This window comes from Pseudoduganella sp. HUAS MS19, assembly GCF_053615455.1.
On record NZ_CM132133.1, the window covers coordinates 2727476 to 2746330 of the forward strand.

Genomic DNA, 18855 nt, shown 5'->3' on the forward strand with positions numbered 1-18855 from the left:
ACAAAAAAGCCGCTTTTCAGCGGCTTTTTTGCGGAATTTTTGGTGCCCACGGAGGGACTCGAACCCCCACACCTCGCGGCACATGGACCTGAACCATGCGCGTCTACCAATTCCGCCACGTGGGCATTGTTGCGTTGTTCTGCAACGAGGCACGCATAGTAATGGCCGGATGCCCACTCGTCAAGACAATTATGAAAGCTTGTTGGAACGGCCACGCCGGCGCACCGCGAACAGCATCAGGCCTGCGCCCAGCATGGCCCAGCCGGAGGGCTCGGGAATGGCGGCCACGTTCCAGCCAATCGCGTCCATGGCCAGTATGTCGTTGCCGCTAATTTCCAGCAATTCGCCCCTGCCTGCGGTCGGGTCCATCAGGCCGATGAACAGGTCGTCCTTCCAGTGGCTGGCCTGGCGGCCGTCGCCGAAGTTCACGCCGGTGGAGAATTCCGGCCCCACGGTGGTACCGTCGAGCGAGAAGTATTTGCTGCGGTTGTCGGCGCTCCAGTCGATCACGCCATGTGCCGCGCTCATGGCGGAGTAGCGGAACAGGTCGAGTGCGGAGACATAGGTGAACAGATTGTCGTTAAACGGCCCGTTGTAGGGCGGAGCGTTGCCATCCAGGATGTCGACGCCGCTGATGAAGCCCAGCACATGGCCGATTTCATGCGCCGCAACGCCCACAAAATCGAAGGCGGTGGCGTCGATGCCGTTGCCGGGGTTGAAATCGAAATTGAAATCGCTGTTGAACTGGATGAAGCCATCGCAGGTGCCGATGCAGCCGCTCAGGGTTTGCGGTGTGACGGCAAGTCCGATGGCCTTGGCTTCGGCATTCGTGATCGCCAGCACCTGGTTGTTGGCATCGCCATCGCTGTCGACGTAGGGCAGGGAGCTGCCGGAGCCGTTCGGATTGTTGGCCGTGCGGTTGATCAGCATGCCGAACGCCGAGCCGCCGGGCAGGTGGGCAACCGCCGTGGCATCGGCGGCCGAGGTGGCGTCGGCCGCCAGTGCGTTGCGAACTGAAGCATAGGTATGGAAGTCTTCCGCCGAGGCTGCTTGCCCGAGGATGCCGCCGCCAAGAGAGTTGAAGCCGACCGTCAAATTTATCGTCACATTATCGGTCAGCAAGCTTGACCAGCGTGCCGCCGCTGCCTGAAAGCCTTGCTGCGCCTGCAGCGAGGTGCCGGCAATGTAATTGAAGTTGAAAACGGGCGCTGCGGAGGCGGTACTGGCAGCCAGCAAAAGGCCGGCGAGCATTGTTTTCATGGCGGTCTCCTACGGATTGATGGGTAGGGAGGATGCCGCAAGAAGTATGCGCGCCACTGCCATGGTGCGGCGCGCGACTGCCGGGAAGCCTGGAGCGTAAAGAAAGGCGACGACGAAAACAAAAAAGCCGCTGAACAATCAGCGGCTTCTCTGCGGAATTTTTGGTGCCCACGGAGGGACTCGAACCCCCACACCTCGCGGCACATGGACCTGAACCATGCGCGTCTACCAATTCCGCCACGTGGGCATAAGCAAACAACATCTGCTATCATACTGCTTTGGTGAGTTTTGCGCCAGATGAACTTTCATTCCACACTGCACATCGACTCGCCATTCCCGCATCGCTGCGAGAGCCAGAATTATAGAGGAAACTCTGCCGATGTCAAAGGGGCTGCGAAAGATTTTTGTGCACGGCCCTTCCTGTTACACTAACAACCAATAATAAGATTACTGAAGAACTTTTGAACTCCACTCATATCATTCCTAGCCGCGAAGAGATTCTCGGCATCTTCCGCAGCGCCAAAGCGCCGCTCGACCTGCGCACGCTGGCGCTGTCGCTCAAAGTCAAAGCCGATTCCCACGCCGTCCTGACGCGCCGCTTGAATGCGATGGAGCGCGACGGCCAGATCCGTTCCGATACCAGTGGTTTTTACGTGCTGGCGGACCATTCCGAATTCATTGCCGGCCGCGTGTCCAGCCACCGCGACGGCTACGGCTTCCTGATTCCAGACGAACCGGGCGAAGACCTGTTCCTGGCCGAGCGCGAGATGCAGAAGGTGCTGCACGGCGATAAGGTGCTGGGCCGCATCATCGGCCATGATCGCCGCGGCCGTCCGGAAGGCACCATCGTCGAAGTGGTCCAGCGCGGCACCACCCACATCATCGGCCGCCTGCTGAAGGAAAACGGCGTGTGGGTCGTGGCGCCGGAAGACAAGCGCATCAGCCAGGACATCCTGGTGCAGGGCGCTGTCGGCAAGGCCAAATCGGGCCAGATCGTCAGCGTGGAGCTGACCGAGCAGCCGGGCCGCTTCAAGCAGCCATCGGGCAAGATCGTTGAAGTGCTGGGCGATATGGACGACCCGGGCATGGAAATCGAAATCGCCGTGCGCAAGTTCGGCGTGCCGCATATTTTCTCGGATGCTGCGCTGAAGCAGGCCGCCAGGCTGCCGGACGTAGTGCACGAAGCCGATTGGGGCGAGCGTGTCGACCTGCGCGATGTGCCGCTGGTGACCATCGACGGCGAGGACGCGCGCGACTTCGACGATGCCGTATATTGCGAGCCGGTGAAAGTCGGCCGCAGCAAGGCCTTCCGCCTGATCGTGGCAATTGCCGACGTGTCGCACTATGTAAAGCCGAACGACGGCCTGGATGGCGATGCCATCGAGCGCAGCACCTCGGTCTACTTCCCGCGCCGCGTGATTCCGATGCTGCCGGAGAAGCTGTCCAATGGCCTGTGTTCGCTGAACCCGCGCGTCGACCGCCTGACCCTGGTGTGCGACGCCGTGATCACCGCGCAGGGCGAACTGAAGGCCTACCAGTTCTACCCGGCCGTGATCCACTCGGCTGCGCGACTGACCTATACCGAAGTGGCGGCCATTCTCGGCAACACCAAGGGCCCGGAAGCGGCGCGCCGCGCGGAAATCGTGCCGCACCTGCAGAACCTGTACGACGTGTACCACGCGCTGCAGAAGTCGCGCCAGGAGCGCGGTGCGATCGATTTCGAAACCACCGAGACCTACATCGTCTGCAACCCGGCCGGCAAGATCGAGAAGATCATCCCGCGCACCCGCAACGATGCGCACAAGCTGATCGAAGAATGCATGCTGGCGGCGAACGTGTGCGCGGCGGACCTGCTGCTGCGCCACAAGCACCCGGGCACCTACCGCATCCACGCCGGCCCGACCAAGGAGAAGCTGACCCAGGTCCGCGATTTCCTGAAGCAGCTTGGCCTGTCGCTGGGCGGCGGCGATACGCCGGTCGCCCGCGATTACGCCGACCTGATGAAGAAGATCAAGGAGCGTCCGGACGCGCAACTGCTGCAAACCATGCTGCTGCGCTCCATGCAGCAGGCGGTCTACAGCCCTGACAATATCGGCCACTTCGGCCTGGCGTACGAGGCATATGCCCACTTCACCAGCCCGATCCGCCGCTACCCGGACTTGCTGACCCACCGCGCCATCAAGGCGATCCTGGCGGGCAAGAAGTACGAGCCGAAGGTCAGCGACCAGTCGGTGCTGAACACCACGATCTCGAACGCGCAGCGCCGCCAGGCACTGAAAGACAAGCAGGAAGGCAAGGAGCCGAAGTCCAAAGGCGACCAGACCATCTGGGACGCCCTGGGCGTGCACTGCTCGGCCAACGAACGCCGCGCCGACGAAGCATCGCGCGATGTGGAAGCGTGGCTGAAGTGCTACTTCATGCAGGACAAGCTGGGCGAAGAGTTCAGCGGCATCATCACCGGCGTGACCAACTTCGGCATCTTCGTGCAGCTTGACCAGTTGTTCGTGGAAGGCCTGGTGCACATCACCGACCTGGGCGCGGACTTCTTCGAATACGACGATGCCCGCCACGAACTGCGCGGCGAGCGCACCGGCAAGCGTTACCAGCTCACCGGCCGTGTCAACGTGCAGGTGGTCCGTGTCGACCTGGAATCGCGCAAGATCGACTTGCGCCTGGCCGACAGCGAGATCTCGACCCTGCCGCCGCAAGGCAAGAAGGGATCCCGCAAGGGCGGCGGCCTGGCTGGTTCGTTCGGCGACTTCGACAGCTTCGACGACGAATCCGAGAGCCCGGCCGTCGCGCGCAAGCGCAAGGCGGCACGCACGGCGCCATCGATCTCGACGCGTGAAGAGGCCCCAACCCGTGCCCCGGGCCGCGCTCCGGCCAAGCGCAGTGCCGCCTCTTCGGCTTATGCCCCGCCGGCCCCCGCGGCACGCAAGGCGGCCAAGCCGAAGGCCAAGGCCAAGCCGAAAGCCGCCGCCAAGCGCGTGACCAAGGCCGCCAAGCCTAAGAAAAAACGATAAGCACCCCGTCCGGCGCTTCGGCGCCGGACTTATTTTGAGAACTACGATGTCCAAGAACAAAATGATTTTCGGCTTCCACGCCGTTACCTCGCGCCTGCGCCACGAAGCTTCCAGCGTCGAAGAGATCTTCTTCGACCAGGCCCGCGACGACCGCCGCATGAAAGACCTGATCGCCCATGCGAAAGCGGCCGGCGTACGCGTGATGCCGGTGGAATCGGAACGCCTCGACAAGATTGTCGGCACCCGCCGCCATCAGGGCGTGATCGCCTTTGCCTCCCAGCTGGCGCTGGCGCGCAACCTGGATGAGCTGCTGGACGCGGTGGAAGGCCCGCCGCTGCTGCTGGTTCTGGACGGCATTACCGACCCGCATAACCTGGGCGCCTGCCTGCGCGTGGCCGACGGCGCCGGTGCGCACGCGGTGATTGCCCCGAAAGACCGCTCGGTGGGCTTGAACGCGACCGCGGCCAAGGTGGCTTCTGGTGCTGCGGAGACGGTGCCGTTCATCACCGTGACCAACCTGGCGCGCACCCTGCGCGAACTCAAAGAGCGCGACATCTGGCTGATCGGCACCTCCGACGATGGCGAAAATGGCCTGTACGAAGGCGACTATTCGGGCCCGACCGCGATCGTCATGGGTTCAGAAGGCGAAGGCATGCGCCGCCTGACGCGCGAAACCTGCGACGTACTGGTGTCGATCCCGATGTTCGGCTCCGTTGAATCGCTCAACGTTTCGGTCGCATCCGGCGTCTGCCTGTACGAGGCACGCCGCCAGCGTATCGCCAAAGAAGGCTGATTTCCCCTCACTTGAAGGAATCTTCATGATCTTGTCGTTGCAGGAGCTTGGTAGTCTGGTAGAGAAGTTGTTTGACGATGAAGCCGATTTCGAGGAAGTCGAGGCGCAGCTGGATGCCTACATCGCCGCCAATCCGGCACAGGCGGACGGTTACCGTCTCCGCGCCCGGATGATGGAGGCTTGCGGCATTCGCCTGTCGGCCCTGGCTGACTGGAAAATGGCCGCCAGGCTCGATCCTGCCGACCGCGCCAGTGCTTTGCGGGCAGCGCGCGGCCAGTTCCGCTGGGCCCACGCTGTCGCCGAAGAAGAGCTTGGCGCAGGCGAAGATGAAGAGGACGAAGATTACGGTGAAGATGACGACCAGGAAGCGGAAGCAGATCCCCGCTTCGACGCGCTGGTCGAGCAGTTGCAGGGCGAGGCGCTGGCCAGCGTGCGCGGCCTGGCCGCCGCCAACGCCGCCGATGCGGGCTTCATGGCCGAGTTGCTGGCCGCAGTCGACGACATGGGCTGTACTCCGCCATGGCTGAAGTACGAGCTGATCCTGCTGGCCCTGGCTGCCAGTCCTGCGCATCCTGCTTTGTTGAAGCAGGAAGCACTGTTCCTCGCGCGCGCTGCCATCTCCTTTGGCGACGAAGAGGAAACACCGCCCGGGCATTTCGAAGACGCTAGCGGCAGCCGTTACCACGTTGCCACCATGTTGGCGGCGCTCGAAGCGATTGAAGCCGTACCCGGCCTGGCGGACGACGGCGAATTGCTCGACACCCGGGCCGGCCTGCTGCAGGCCCAGGGACGCTATGAGGATGCGGCACGAACCTACCGTCTCGCCGCGGCAGCCTGGCAAGGCGCGGTTGCCGCTGCCGGCGACGATGAGGAGCGTGAACGCGCCCAGGATGCAGGGGAGCACAGCGAAGAACAGGCCGTGTTGTGCGATGGCGGCCGTGCTGCGGTGCAGGCTGGCCAATACGCTGCGATGCGCGAAGCGACCGAGCGCCTGCGCGAGATGCGCAGCCAGTTTGGCGGCCTGGCCGAAGACAGCATGGGTGAGCTGGACGCTCTTTGCGAGCAATGGCAGGGCGAACAGGCCCTGACAGAGGCCGGCCCCACCGCGGCCGACCTGGCTGAATTGGCAAGCCAGGCAGAGAGAGTGGCTGACAGCGTAGTGCGCCTGATCAGCTTCGATCCGGTCGAACTGGTGCCGCGCGCGGCCGACGGGCTGGAATGGTTCGAAGAACTGGCGCCCGAGCTGGCAGGCAACGGCTTGACCCTGCATTGCGGCTTTGAGAACCCGGCCATTTCCGCGATGCTGGGCGGTGCCATGCACGGCCAGTTCTGGAGCGATACCCATGGCGACGTGGCGGTCGTGGCGGAAACGGTCAACGCGCTGCGCCTGGTGCGGGTGGCGAGCTTGCTGGAAGACGGCACCATCGTGCTGACGGCGCCGGTGCGCGGCAAATCGATGTTCAGCAGCGGCCCCAGCGTGCAGGGCCTGCAGATGGAAGCGGATGCGCCGGTTGCCGAGATCCTGCGCCTGCACCGGGCACGCCTGGCTCGCCTGCAAGCGAAGCACCCGGGCATGCGCACTTTGCCGCTTGACACCCTTGCAAGGCTGGCGGACTACGAGACGCGGCAGCGGCAGTCAGCCGTGGCATTCCGCCTGGAGCACGGCATCACCGAGCCGGAAGTGCTGGGCATGCACGTGCGCCACCACGAGGCGTTCCTGGGCCTGTTGCGCGACGCGGTCGACCGCCGCCTGGCGCCGCTGCGCTGAGGAAGGCCTCTAGCCGCCGCCCTGCAGCAGGGCGGCGGATGCGCTATGATGTTCGCCTGACCAACAAGCAAGCGCACCACCAACATGTTTGACCACCTCCGTGACGATATCCGCAGCATCATCGAGCGCGATCCTGCAGCTCGCAATGGCTGGGAGGTGCTGACCTGTTACCCAGGCCTGCAAGCAATCGTCATGCACCGCTGGGCGCACTGGTGCTGGACCCATGGCCTGAAATGGCTGGGCCGTTTCATTTCCTACCTGGCCCGCATTGTCACCGGCATTGAAATCCACCCTGGCGCCACAATCGGGCGCCGCGTCTTCATCGATCATGGCTTTGGCGTAGTGATCGGCGAAACCGCGGAAGTCGGCGACGACTGCACGATTTACCAGGGCGTCACCCTCGGCGGCACCTCGCTGCACGCGGGCGCCAAGCGCCACCCCACGCTGGAACGCGGCGTGATCATCGGCGCCGGCGCCAAGATCCTGGGCGGCTTCACGGTGGGCGAGTATGCCAAAGTCGGCTCCAACGCCGTGGTGCTGAAGCCGGTGCCGGCAGGCGCCACCGCCGTCGGCAACCCGGCCCACCTGGTACAGAAAGAACACGCACCATTGCCATCCTCGCGCTTCTTCTCCGCCTATGGCGTCACCGCCAACGGCGATGACCCGCTGTCGAAGGCCTTGCATAGCCTGATCACCCATGCGGTGGCGCAGGAAGAACAGATCGAGCGCCTGTCGGCAGCGATGAAGGCGGCGGGCTTGGCCTGTCCGGACCTTAAGCCATGCGACAAGCTCGATTCCGCTGAACTTAACAAACTGGTCGAATAAGGAAAAACCATGGACGATATTCTGGACCCGTTTGAAATCCGCGTGCTCGCGGTACTGGCCGAAAAAGAAGGCCTGACGCCGGACAACTATCCGCTCTCCCTGAACGCGCTGACCAATGGCTGCAACCAGCTCTCCAGCCGCGAACCGGTCATGCAGCTGAGCGAGGAAACCGTGGCCGACGTGCTGGCCCGCCTGGGCGAGCGCAAGCTGGTTGGCACCGTCAGCCAGTCCGGCGCGCGCGTGGTCAAATACGAACACCGCATGCGCATGAAGTGGACGCTGGAGCAGGATAAGCTGGCAATCCTGACCATCCTCATGCTGCGCGGCCCGCAAACGGCTGGCGAAATCCGCACCCGCACCGGACGCTTGCACGAATTCAAGTCCGTGGCCGATGTTGAAGCGGGCCTGCAATTCCTGATTGATAAGTATCCGCCGCTGGTCTCCAAACTGCCGCTGGCGCCGGGTTCGCGCGAACCGCGCTACGGCCAACTGCTTGGCGGTGAAGAAGCGCTGGCCCGCGAGGCCACCGCCGGCGCCTACGGCGGCAGCGCAAGCGCGGCGGGCGAGGGCGGCGGCAGCCGTGCCGATCGCGTGGCCCAACTGGAGCAGGAAGTGGCCTCCCTGCGCGAAGAGGTTGCCGCCTTGGCAGCGCAAGTCGCGGAATTGCGGGCTGTAATCGAGTAGCAGTAGCTGTTGTGAGAATCCGCCATATTCGTTCGGATTGATTGTGGCGGCTCCCGGGCATTGATATGCTGGATGCACAATATCAATACCCCGGGAGATCGAATGGAATTGCTGCACCGCTTGTCCATCCGGCACAAGCTTCTTCTCAGCATGGGCTTGACCCTCCTGCTGTTCATCATCATTTCCTCCACCCTCAGCATCATGAAGACCAGCCAGGCGGCGCGCGAGCGCGTGCTGCGGCAGGAACTTCCGGCCCAGGTAGCAGCCATCCGCAACGACGTGCTGCGCCAGATCGCTACGCCGCTGGCGGTATCGCAAACCCTGGCCAACAATACCTTCCTGCATGCCTGGGAAGAGGCCGGTGTGCCGGACGAAGGCCTGGAGGCGTGGTCCACAGAAGCGAAAAACCTCAAGTCGAAGAACAATGCGGCCACCGTGTTCTGGGTGTCGCGCGCGACCGGCAAGTACTTCACCGACAAGGGCTACGACCGCACGCTGAACGAAAAGGCCGCCAGTGACCAGTGGTTTTACGGCTTCCTGACCGGCAGTTCGGCCTACCAGCTCGACATCGACAAGGACGTCAGTGCCGATACTTATATGTTGTTCATCAACACCCGCGTGCAGACTGCCGGCGGCAAGCAGGCTGTCGCCGGCCTTGGCCTGTCCGTCAACGCACTGGCGGAGGCCGTGCGCAACTATAAACTGGGCCAGTCCGGCTACGTCTTCCTGGTGCGCGCCAACGGCACGGTGCTGATCCACCGCGACCCGAAAATGGTCGACGGCAAGCACCAGTTGGCGGAAATGCACGGCATGACGCCGGCTCTGGCCAAGCGCTTGTTGGGCGGCGAAGCTTTTGTGGCCGACAGCTTCAAAGGTGCCGAGGGCGAAATGCTGGTGGCATCGTCCTTCATCCCCGAACTGAACGCCTACCTGCTTGCGCAAGTGCCGGAGGCGGAAGTCCTGGCCGGCATCGCACGCGGCGCCGCCATGACCTCGCTGATCGCCGCCGTCATCGGCGGCGGCATCGGCATGCTGGCGATTTTTGCGATCGCCCGCGCAATCGCATCGCCGGTAGCGAAGGCGGCTGAACTGCTGGAAGACATTGCCAGCGGCGGCGGCGACCTGACACGCCGCATGCCTGTCCAGTCGAAAGATGAACTGGGCGCGCTGGCAGCGGCCTTCAACAAGTTTGTCGAGTCGCTCAACACCACCATCCTGCGCGTGCGCGACAGCAGCCGCGCCATCGGCGCTGCGACGGGCGATATCGCAAGCGGCAATATGGATCTGTCGGCCCGCACCGAAGCACAGGCCTCGAACTTGGAGGAAACCGCGGCCGCGATGGAAGAACTGACATCGACTGTGCATAACAACACCGCCAACGCGGAGCAGGCTAACAAACTAGTGGCCGGCACTGCCGAATCGGCCAGGCGCGGCGGCGACGTGGTGGGCCAGGTGGTCGAGAAGATGGCGACGATCACTGCCAGCTCGAACAAGATTTCCGACATCATCGGCGTGATCGACGGCATCGCGTTCCAGACCAATATCCTGGCGCTGAATGCCGCTGTGGAAGCTGCGCGCGCCGGGGAGCAGGGGCGCGGCTTTGCAGTCGTCGCCAGCGAGGTGCGCAATCTGGCGCAGCGCAGCGCCGCTGCGGCAAAGGAGATCAAGGAGCTGATCACGGAATCAGTGCAGCAGGTAGCCGATGGCGGCAAGCTGGCAGATTCGGCTGGCGCCGCGATGCAGGAAATCGTCAAGTCGGTGCAGAACGTGGCAGGGCTGATGCAGGAAATCGCCAGCGCGAGCCAGGAGCAAAGCCTGGGCATCGACCAGGTCAACCAGGCCGTGACCCAGATGGACAACACCACGCAGCAAAATGCCGCGCTGGTGGAGGAGGCCGCAGCCGCCGCGCAATCGCTCAGCGAACAGGCCGCGCGGCTGGAGGAGGTGGTCGGCTTGTTCAAGCTCGACGCCACCCCGAAATTACGCTAACAGGAGGACGCATGATCCGATTTGCACCGCTGGCGCGCACCGCCGCCATAGTCTCCCTGGCGCTTGGCGCCGCGCAGCCGGCGCTCGCGCTGGACTGGATGGACAATTCCATCGGCTACCGCTTCGGCACCAGGTTCGCCGAGCCGTACAACCCGCAGGACATCCGCAAGAGCATCATCAACCTGACCCACGCCAGCGGCTACCGGTACGGCAGCAATTTCATGAACCTGGACATCCTCAAGTCCAACCGCAAGGACGACAGCGCGACCGAAACCTACCTGCTGTACCGCCACACGCTGGACATCGGCAAGCTGTCCGGCAAGGAGTTCAAAGGCGCCGGCATGCGCGGCCTTGGCTTCACTGCGGGCTTGGACTGGAACCACAAGAACGACAAGAGCTATGCCTCGCGCAAGCAAATGCTGGTGATGGGACCGACGCTGATGGTCGACGTGCCGGGCTTCCTGAATATCAGCCTGTTCGCACTATGGGAAAGCAATGAGCCGATCGGCGTGTCCAAGCGCTACCATTACGACACGCACGCCATGCTGAATGCAGCGTGGGGCATTCCGCTGGGCGGCGGCTGGTCTTTCGAAGGGTATATGAATTACATCGGCGAGAAAGGCCGCAATGAATTCGGCGGGCCAACCGCGCCGGAAATTAACATCGACATGCAGGTGATGTATGACTTCAGCGCGGCCGCAGGCCTAAAGCCGGGTAAGCTGAAGGCCGGCTTCGAGTACCAGTACTGGCGGAATAAGTTCGGCAATCCATCCAACGTGCCGGGCAGCCTGGCGCAGACCCCTATGGTCCGCGCCGAGTACCACTTCTGATTGCTGGCAGATGTTTGAGCTGCCCCGCTGGCAGGAAGCCACGGGGCCAGCAACAGTTATTGCTGCTGTTGCGGTTGCTGCTGCTGTTGCTCTTGCTGCTGGCTGCGCTTGGCAATTTCGTTGCCAACGTAACCGCCGCCGATAGCCCCGACAACCGTGGCCACCTTACGGCCATTACCTCCGCCAACCTGATTGCCGATCAAACCGCCTACCACTGCGCCGATGCCGATGCCAAGCGCGCTGTTCTGCGGCGCAGGCGCCGGTGCAGGCGCAGGTGCCGACACTGACGCTTGCGTAGGCGCCGGCTCAGGCTCGGCACGCGGAGCTGGCGCGGGAGTACGATGTGCGACTGTCTTGTGCTCCACTTCACGGCGGACCTCTGGCGGACGCACTGGCGCTGCAACTGGCGCCGGCGTGGCAACCGCCGCCACCGGAGCCAATGCAGCGGCCGGAGCCACCGCGGCGGCCGGAGGGGCAGCATCGCTCGGCGCCGTAGTCGCGTTGGAGTTCGGCAGAAGGCCAGCAATTGATGCGGCTCCAACCAGACTTACAAGCGCTACCGAAGCAGCGGCGATAACCATCATTGGATGAATTTGGGTGCGTGGGCTGTTTTCCATTTTGTTCTCTCCTGAATCGCCATCATTGGCGCCTGCTTGCAAAACGGCCCAGGCAGAAAATACGGTGACGCAAAAAATGTTTCTGCGGTAAGTAAATGTTACTGAACAGCAAGCGCGAATCTCGCGGGGTCTTGAAATTTTTGGAGCCAAACCAGAAATAATTTGCCTTGTTATGTGTTCTTAAGGAGAGACTATGGAACATAAAGAGGCTTTTTTGGACAGCCTGGCGGAGCTGCGGACCGCGCATGACAAGGCCAGCCGGGCAATGGCGGACATTACCGCTACCGGAGCGCGCGCCCTGAAGGGCTGCGGCAACCTGCCTTCGCCGAGCCAGTTGCGAAGTTACGCGCAGGCGCTGGCCCTGGCGCAGCGGCAGCTTGATCGCTGCCAGGAGTTGATGCCGGGCAGAGCAGCCCTGGGCGTGAGTCCTGAGGCGGCAACCGGACAGCCCTACGTCCATTAACCCTGCCGCCAGGAGGACTTTGCCATGCATATTTTCGATGCTGTGTCTGCGCAAATCTCCGCCATGGGATTGCCGTTGTTTGCCGTCAGTGCCACGCGGGCCAACTGGCCCGATACACCCTTGCTGCTCTTTCTCCATTGGCATGGCTTCCGACGGGCCACACCTTTGCAACTGGATGGAGTGGATCTGCCGGCGCGTGCGGTGGCGAGTTCCGCCCTGCAGTTCGATGGGCCATGGGCCAGCAGCGTGGCAGCCGAGGAAGCCTTGCTGGATGTGGCCTGGCGACTGGGAGCCTGGCAATTGGAGCGTTTGCAACTGCGAGCCTGCAACTCGGCCGGGGCTGCCGCCAGCGAAGCCTTCGCTTGTCGCCAGGCTTTCGGCGACAACGCGGCAGGCTACCCGGATGAACCGGTGTTGGGAGGTGACCTTGATGCGCGCCTGGAACTGATGGACCTTGCGGCGCGCAAGGGCTATCAGCAATGGCTTTTCCAGCCGATTAAAGGCGGGCTGTGGGAAGGCATTGGTCCGGCGGATGACAGCCTTGCCCCGGACGGTGGGCGTCCATCAGATTGCCCGGTACGGCCGCTGCCGACTACCAAAGACAAGCGCGTGGTGTACCAGCTGGGCCGTCACGATCACCTCCTCCTGCCATGAAACATTTTGTTACAAACTCGGATGTTGTGGCCATCTTGAAAATGAAAATGCGAAAACATATTTTCGACGACGCTGAAGTCTGGCTCTAGCTTTGTCTGGACCGATTCACTTTGTAAATGATCTGACACCATTTGGAGATTGAAGAAATGAAGATTCGTCCCCTCTATGACCGGGTTATTGTTAAGCGAATTGAAAAACAACGCCAAACCGCATCCGGCATCGTGATCCCTGATTCCGTCACCGAGAAGCCCGAGCAAGGCGAGGTGCTGGCGGTCGGCCATGGCCGCGCCCTCGCTGACGGCAGTGTGCGTCCATTGGCCGTGAAAGTCGGCGACGCGGTCCTGTTCGGAAAATACGCCGGGCAGACCGTCAAGCTTGATGGCGAAGAACTGCTGGTCATGCGCGAGGAAGACATTCTTGGCGTGATCGAGCATGCCGCCACCAACGCCAAAGCGGCCTGAATCCAAAACGTTCCAGGGAGATAAAATTATGACTGCTAAAGACGTCCAGTTCAACGAAGATGCCCGCGCCCGTATCGTAAAGGGCGTGAATGTGCTGGCCAACGCCGTGAAGGTCACGCTGGGTCCGAAAGGCCGCAACGTGCTGATCGACCGAAGCTTCGGTGCACCCACCATTACCAAGGATGGTGTTTCGGTCGCCAAGGAGATCGAGCTCAAGGACCGCCTGGAGAATATGGGTGCGCAAGTTGTCAAGCAAGTGGCTTCGAAGACTGCTGATGTGGCGGGCGACGGCACCACCACAGCCACCGTTCTTGCCCAAGCCATCGTGCAGGAAGGCATGAAGTACGTGGCTGCCGGCATGAATCCAATGGACCTGAAGCGCGGTATCGACCAGGCGGTTGCTGCCGCCATTACGGAGCTGAAGGCCATTTCGCGGCCCATCGCCACCAGCAAGGAAATTGCCCAAGTGGGCGCCATCTCTGCCAACTCCGACGGCGCCATCGGCGACATCATTGCCCAGGCGATGGAGAAAGTGGGAAAAGAGGGCGTAATTACCGTTGAAGATGGCAAATCGCTGGAAAACGAGCTCGATGTGGTGGAAGGCATGCAGTTCGACCGCGGCTACCTGAGCCCCTACTTCATCAACGATCCGGACAAGCAACTCGCGCGGCTGGAAGACCCGCTGGTGCTGTTATACGACAAGAAGATCAGCAATATCCGCGAACTTCTGCCCGTTCTGGAGCAATCGGCCAAGGCTGGCAAGCCGCTCTTCATCGTGGCGGAAGACGTTGAAGGTGAAGCGCTGGCGACGCTGGTGGTGAACTCGGTGCGTGGCATCCTGAAGGTGGCCGCGGTCAAAGCGCCTGGTTTTGGCGACCGCCGCAAAGCCATGCTGGAGGATATTGCCGTGCTGACCGGCGCCACCGTGATTTCGGAAGAGACCGGCCTCACGCTGGAAAAGGCCACGCTGGAGCAGCTGGGCAGCGCCAAGCGCATCGAGGTGCAGAAGGAAGCCACTACCATCATCGACGGCGCCGGCGAGCAGCAGCGCATCGATGCGCGCGTGACGACTATCCAGGCCCAGATTGCGCAGGCGACCAGCGACTACGACAAGGAAAAGCTGCAGGAGCGTGTCGCCAAACTGGCAGGGGGCGTTGCTGTCATTAAAGTCGGCGCAGCCACCGAAGTGGAAATGAAGGAGAAGCGCGACCGCGTTGACGATGCTCTGCACGCGACCCGCGCTGCCGTTGAGGAAGGTATTGTGCCGGGCGGTGGCGTGGCGCTGCTGCGTGCACGTGCGGCCATCACCCAGCTGAAGGGGGCTAATGCCGACCAGCATGCAGGCGTGCAGATCGTGTTGCGCGCCTTGGAAGCCCCGCTGCGCGTGATCGTTTCCAATGCCGGCGAAGAGCCTTCTGTGGTGGTGGCCAAGGTGGCAGAAGGCAAGGGCAACTTCGGTTATAACGCTGCCACCGGCGAGTACGTCGACATGGTGGAAAACGGCGTGATCGACCCAACCAAGGTGACCCGCACCGCATTGCAGAACGCCGCCTCCATCGCTGGCCTGCTGCTGACTACCGAGGCGACTGTGTCCGACACGGCGCCTGAGGAGAAGGAAGCGCTGCCTGCCTGACGTCCTGCCAGCGCACGCGCTGATGGGCGGCCGTGCTTGTGAGGCGGCCGCCCTTTACCGGTTTCGAATCAGCTCTCTTCGCGCCAGCGGCGCATCCAGATCGCGGCGGCGATCATCGCCACGCCTGCAGCCACCCCGACCCACAGTGTCGGGCTGGCCAACGAGGCGTAAGTCTGGTTGAAGAAACCGCCGATCTGGCCGACCGGGTCGTTCTCCATTCCGGGTGCGTGTTTCATTGCCTCATGGGCCGAACGGTCGAAGATGAACCAGGCGCCTGGCAGCACGCTGCCCAGCAGGCGCAGCACCACCTGCGAGAAGAACCATTCCATGTTGACGCCCAGCTTGAAAGCATAGTTGGCCCAGGCCAGCAACGCACCGGTCATCAGCGGAGTGCCGACCGCCCACAGGAACACCTTGCTGCGCGCCCAGCTCGACACCATCAGAAGCCAGCCCACGGTCGGCAGTGCCCACAGCAGGTAGACCGGGATCAGCGACAGCATGCGGAACGGCGAGAGCCACAGGTTGGTGGAGGAAAGCAGGTCGCTGAACACGTTCACGCCATGGAAGCTGAGGGCGATGGCCGTCATCAGGATAATCGCGAGCGATGCCACGAAGCCGATCGCCGATACGATCAGCGGCGCCGCCACAGTTGCCATCGCCACTTTGGACAGCACGGTGGTGACGTCCGAAACCGGCAGTGATTTCCAGAACAGGATGCTGCGGTCGCGGCGGTCGTCGTACAGGGCGCCCAGGCAGTAGAAGAAGATCACGAAGGACATCAGGATGTACAGCGGCGTGGCCATCATCGGGAATGCAGCGCCAAGGGCATTGGCCATTTCGTGCCGCTGTCCGGCGGTCATTTCATGGAAGCGTTCCAGGGCATGGCCGTTGATGTGCATTTCCATTTTGTTGCCGACGATGAGCATGACGGCGGTAAATACCACCATCAGGCCGGAGATAATGGCGGGGGCCCAGAACAGCATGCCCTTGTTCTCCCAGTATTCGCGCTGCATCAGCCATTTCATCGTATTCATTCGTATGTTCCTTTCATGCTGGCCACGAACAGGTCGGCCACGCTGGGGGTACGGGTTTCGCCAAACGTTTCAAGCTGCTTGCGCGAGACGCCGTCGAACAGCATCACTGCCTTGCCGAACACCGTGCGCTGGTGCAGTGGCTGCAGGGCGCTGGCGGCGGTCATGTACTCCGGCTGCACCATCACTTCGGTGTAGCGGTCGCCGATTTCGTCCATCGAGGCGGCGAGGGTGATCTTGCCGTCGCGGATGAACATCAGGTCGGTCAGGATGTTTTCGACTTCCTCGATCTGGTGCGTCGTGATCAGGATGGTCTTGTTTTCGTCGAAGTAGTCTTCCAGCAGCTGGTGGTAGAACTGCTTGCGGTAAAGGATGTCCAGGCCCAGGGTCGGTTCATCCAGCACCAGCAGCTTGGCGTCGATTGCCATCACCAGCGCCAGGTGCAGTTGCACGATCATGCCCTTGGACATGGCCTTGACCTTCATGTCCGGCGACAGCTTGGTATTGGCGATGTATTTCTCGGCGCGTTCGCGGTTGAAACGCGGGTGGATGCCTTCGCAGAAACTGATCGCGTCCTTGACTTTCAGCCAGCGCGGCAGGATGGCGACGTCGGCGATGAAGCAGACGTCCTTCATCAGCTCATCGCGCTGCTGGCGCGGGTCCAGGCCCAGCACATTCAGTTCGCCTTCGAAGCGCGACAGGCCGAGGATGGCTTTCAGGGTGGTGGTCTTGCCGGAGCCGTTTGGGCCGATCAGTCCGACGATGCGGCCGGCGTTGATCTGGAAACTGGCATCATCCAGCGCCTTGGTGGCGCCGAAGCTTTTGCTCAGGTGTTTAGCGGTGATGATCGCTGTCATGCCGGGGCTCCTTGTGGCGGCACAGTCGTGGCGCGCAGCAGTTGTTCAATGTCCAGGCCCAGGCGGCGGATGCGTTCGACCATTGCGGGCCATTCTTCGCGGATAAAGCGCTCGCGTTCAGTGGACAGCAGTTTATCAACAGCGCCTTCGGTAACGTACATTCCTAATCCCCTTCTTTTTTCCACCAAGGTTTCGTCGACCAGCTCCTGATAGGCGCGGGAGACGGTAATCGGATTCAATTGATAATCGGCAGCGACCTGGCGTACCGAGGGTAAGGCATCGCCCGGCTTGAGCAAGCCATCCAGCATCATGCCGACGACCCGCTCTTTCAACTGCAGGTAGATCGGGCGGTTCTCATTCCACATACAGCGTTTCCTCCAGTGTTGGTGATTTAATGAACTGGTGTTGTAGTGAACTATAACACCGAAACTGCTGGCTGCAAGTGGTTTTTTTGCAAATGCAAATTAGGATGGATAGTTCGCGAACCGGATCATCCAGGAAGTGAAGAGGGGACGTGAGACGTGAGCAGCTTGTGGAGAGCTCTCGCCTGCCGGTTTTGGGTGCCTGACATCGTGTTGTCGAAGATGACCAGCGCCTTGCCGCGCTGGTCGCGCAGCCAGGAGGCGACTTGCTGCAGCCGTTCGGGTTCGTAGATTGAACGATAGATTTGCGGGCTGCCGTGCAGGCGTACGTAAGCAGCTTCGTCGTTTGTTGCTATAAATGGCCCGGGTTTTCCGGCGGGCGGGTCGGCTACCACGCGAATCACGCCCATTTCGCGCAGAAGCGCCGTCGCCTCATTGTCAAACCATGTGCCATGGCGTGCTTCGCAGGCCAGAAGCACTTGCCTTTGCAGCGCTGGGTTTGGTCCGTTTGGCGCGCGTGCCGCAACGTCGCCCCTGTTACTGCCAAAGCGTTCGCCAAGGCCTGCGAAGAGGGCTGCCACAGCCGCCGGGTCGAAGCGTAGGCTGGGCGGCGTTTGCACCAGTATCCAGCCTAGCTTTTCGCCCAGTGCGCCTGCCTCCGCCGCAAAGCGGTCCAGGTCTGCGCCAGCATCTTGCAGGCGCTTTTCATGGGTGATGGATTTCGGGAGCTTGACGGCGAAGCGGAATTCTTCGGGAACGATGGCTGCCCACCGGGCGTAGGTCTGCGGCAGGTGTGGGCGGTAAAACGAGGAGTTGATTTCGACGGCATTAAACACTGCGGCGTAGCGCGCCAGGTTGCTGCCGAAGCTTGCCGGCGGAAAGAGGGCGGCGTCGGCGCGCGGTAAAGCCCATCCAGCGATACCAATGGTTACAGGTTGCATATCCGATCCCCGTTATCATGGCTGCGACTATGACACAGGAGCCTCAAATGACCCCACACAGACGACTCGCTGCGCGCGCCATTGCCGCTGCTGTCCTGGCGGTTGGCGGCGGCGCTGCCGTGCTGCTGTCTGGCTGTGCAAGCTTCGCCGGACCGCGCGATCACGAAGTGCCGCTGGCGCGGCTGCAGCGTAATATCGACCAACGCTTCCCGCTCGAGCATCGCGCACTGGCAGTCTTCGAACTGCGGCTGGAGCAGCCGCGGCTTTCCACGCTGCCGAACGACCGGATCGCGCTGGCAGCCACGCTGTCGGTTTCGTCGCCGCTGATGCGGCAGCAATTCACCGGCAGCCTTTCATTGTCGGGCCGGCTGAATATCGACCAGGGCCGTAACGCGGTGATGCTGGCCGACGCGCGCCTGGAAGATTTCACCCTGGACGGGCTGGATGAACGCACGCAGCGCCAGGTCGCCGCGGCCGCGCGCTTGCTGGCCGATACCCTTGCGCGCGACACGCCGATCTACACCTGGCGTCCTGATGAGCTACGTTATGCCGGCGTACAGTTCGTGCCGACCGCGATCCGTACCTCAGCAAGTGGCCTCAGCATTCACCTCGAACCCTTGCGCGACGGTCGTCTATAATCGAAACTTCAACTAATAGGAGAAAG

General features: G+C 62.2%; 18 protein-coding genes and 2 tRNA genes. 12 read left to right on the forward strand and 8 right to left on the reverse strand.

Translation table 11 applies throughout. From position 1 onward, the window contains the following. Positions 1 to 40: 40 nt before the first annotated feature. The 3 genes from ACWBU6_RS12595 to ACWBU6_RS12605 all read right to left on the reverse strand — a co-directional run bounded on the left by ACWBU6_RS12595 (position 41) and on the right by ACWBU6_RS12605 (position 1507). Positions 41 to 125 (reverse strand) — tRNA-Leu (locus ACWBU6_RS12595). Positions 126 to 189: 64 nt separating this feature from the next. After that, positions 190 to 1260, reverse strand: a complete 1071-nt coding sequence (locus ACWBU6_RS12600; RefSeq protein WP_452649121.1) for an NF038122 family metalloprotease — start codon at positions 1258 to 1260, stop codon at positions 190 to 192. A 162-nt stretch (positions 1261 to 1422) separates the two neighbouring features. After that, a tRNA-Leu gene (locus ACWBU6_RS12605) sits at positions 1423 to 1507 on the reverse strand. 214 nt (positions 1508 to 1721) lie between these two features. Here ACWBU6_RS12605 and rnr point away from each other — a divergent pair. From rnr to ACWBU6_RS12640, 7 genes are all read left to right on the forward strand, one after another. After that, positions 1722 to 4283 carry a ribonuclease R gene (gene rnr, locus ACWBU6_RS12610; RefSeq protein ID WP_452649122.1) on the forward strand — a complete coding sequence of 854 codons (2562 nt, stop codon included), beginning with the start codon at positions 1722 to 1724 and terminating at the stop codon, positions 4281 to 4283. A gap of 61 nt (positions 4284 to 4344) precedes the next feature. Beyond that, positions 4345 to 5076: a 23S rRNA (guanosine(2251)-2'-O)-methyltransferase RlmB gene (gene rlmB, locus ACWBU6_RS12615; RefSeq protein ID WP_452649560.1), complete on the forward strand. Its 732-nt coding sequence runs from the start codon at positions 4345 to 4347 to the stop codon at positions 5074 to 5076. Between the two features lie 25 nt (positions 5077 to 5101). Next, positions 5102 to 6844, forward strand: coding sequence for a hypothetical protein (locus ACWBU6_RS12620; RefSeq protein ID WP_452649123.1), 1743 nt, complete (start codon positions 5102 to 5104; stop codon positions 6842 to 6844). Between the two features lie 84 nt (positions 6845 to 6928). Continuing rightward, entirely contained in the window at positions 6929 to 7669 is a 741-nt protein-coding gene (gene cysE, locus ACWBU6_RS12625) for a serine O-acetyltransferase (RefSeq protein WP_452649124.1), read from the forward strand. A 9-nt stretch (positions 7670 to 7678) separates the two neighbouring features. Beyond that, entirely contained in the window at positions 7679 to 8353 is a 675-nt protein-coding gene (locus ACWBU6_RS12630) for a YceH family protein (protein WP_452649125.1), read from the forward strand. Positions 8354 to 8455: 102 nt separating this feature from the next. Continuing rightward, positions 8456 to 10342: a methyl-accepting chemotaxis protein gene (locus ACWBU6_RS12635; RefSeq protein ID WP_452649126.1), complete on the forward strand. Its 1887-nt coding sequence runs from the start codon at positions 8456 to 8458 to the stop codon at positions 10340 to 10342. Between the two features lie 11 nt (positions 10343 to 10353). Then, the gene (locus ACWBU6_RS12640) at positions 10354 to 11172 is read left to right on the forward strand and encodes an outer envelope protein (protein WP_452649127.1); all 819 of its coding nucleotides are present in this window, start codon (positions 10354 to 10356) and stop codon (positions 11170 to 11172) included. Between the two features lie 56 nt (positions 11173 to 11228). Here the strand turns inward: ACWBU6_RS12640 and ACWBU6_RS12645 are convergent, their stop codons facing one another. Continuing rightward, positions 11229 to 11789, reverse strand: coding sequence for a glycine zipper 2TM domain-containing protein (locus ACWBU6_RS12645; RefSeq protein ID WP_452649128.1), 561 nt, complete (start codon positions 11787 to 11789; stop codon positions 11229 to 11231). Positions 11790 to 11982: 193 nt separating this feature from the next. On the opposite strand from ACWBU6_RS12645, the gene ACWBU6_RS12650 reads away from it, so the two are divergent. From ACWBU6_RS12650 to groL, 4 genes are all read left to right on the forward strand, one after another. Further along, positions 11983 to 12252, forward strand: coding sequence for a hypothetical protein (locus ACWBU6_RS12650; protein ID WP_452649129.1), 270 nt, complete (start codon positions 11983 to 11985; stop codon positions 12250 to 12252). 24 nt (positions 12253 to 12276) lie between these two features. Further along, positions 12277 to 12906 (forward strand): diguanylate cyclase, encoded by a 630-nt coding sequence (locus ACWBU6_RS12655; protein WP_452649130.1) that lies wholly within the window; start codon positions 12277 to 12279, stop codon positions 12904 to 12906. Between the two features lie 146 nt (positions 12907 to 13052). Beyond that, positions 13053 to 13367, forward strand: coding sequence for a co-chaperone GroES (locus tag ACWBU6_RS12660; RefSeq protein WP_452649131.1), 315 nt, complete (start codon positions 13053 to 13055; stop codon positions 13365 to 13367). A 28-nt stretch (positions 13368 to 13395) separates the two neighbouring features. After that, positions 13396 to 15000: a chaperonin GroEL gene (gene groL, locus ACWBU6_RS12665; RefSeq protein ID WP_452649132.1), complete on the forward strand. Its 1605-nt coding sequence runs from the start codon at positions 13396 to 13398 to the stop codon at positions 14998 to 15000. Positions 15001 to 15068: 68 nt separating this feature from the next. Here the strand turns inward: groL and ACWBU6_RS12670 are convergent, their stop codons facing one another. From ACWBU6_RS12670 to ACWBU6_RS12685, 4 genes are all read right to left on the reverse strand, one after another. Further along, positions 15069 to 16034 (reverse strand): hypothetical protein, encoded by a 966-nt coding sequence (locus ACWBU6_RS12670; protein ID WP_452649133.1) that lies wholly within the window; start codon positions 16032 to 16034, stop codon positions 15069 to 15071. After that, positions 16031 to 16888: an ABC transporter ATP-binding protein gene (locus ACWBU6_RS12675; RefSeq protein WP_452649134.1), complete on the reverse strand. Its 858-nt coding sequence runs from the start codon at positions 16886 to 16888 to the stop codon at positions 16031 to 16033. The genes ACWBU6_RS12670 and ACWBU6_RS12675 overlap by 4 nt, the downstream gene beginning before the upstream one ends. After that, on the reverse strand, positions 16885 to 17253 hold the full coding sequence (locus ACWBU6_RS12680; RefSeq protein ID WP_452649135.1) for a GntR family transcriptional regulator: 369 nt from the start codon (positions 17251 to 17253) through the stop codon (positions 16885 to 16887). The genes ACWBU6_RS12675 and ACWBU6_RS12680 overlap by 4 nt, the downstream gene beginning before the upstream one ends. A 125-nt stretch (positions 17254 to 17378) precedes the next feature. Further along, complete coding sequence (locus ACWBU6_RS12685) at positions 17379 to 18191, reverse strand: DUF72 domain-containing protein (RefSeq protein WP_452649136.1); 813 nt, start codon at positions 18189 to 18191, stop codon at positions 17379 to 17381. A gap of 47 nt (positions 18192 to 18238) precedes the next feature. On the opposite strand from ACWBU6_RS12685, the gene ACWBU6_RS12690 reads away from it, so the two are divergent. Continuing rightward, positions 18239 to 18829: a DUF1439 domain-containing protein gene (locus ACWBU6_RS12690; RefSeq protein WP_452649137.1), complete on the forward strand. Its 591-nt coding sequence runs from the start codon at positions 18239 to 18241 to the stop codon at positions 18827 to 18829. Positions 18830 to 18855 lie beyond the last annotated feature (26 nt).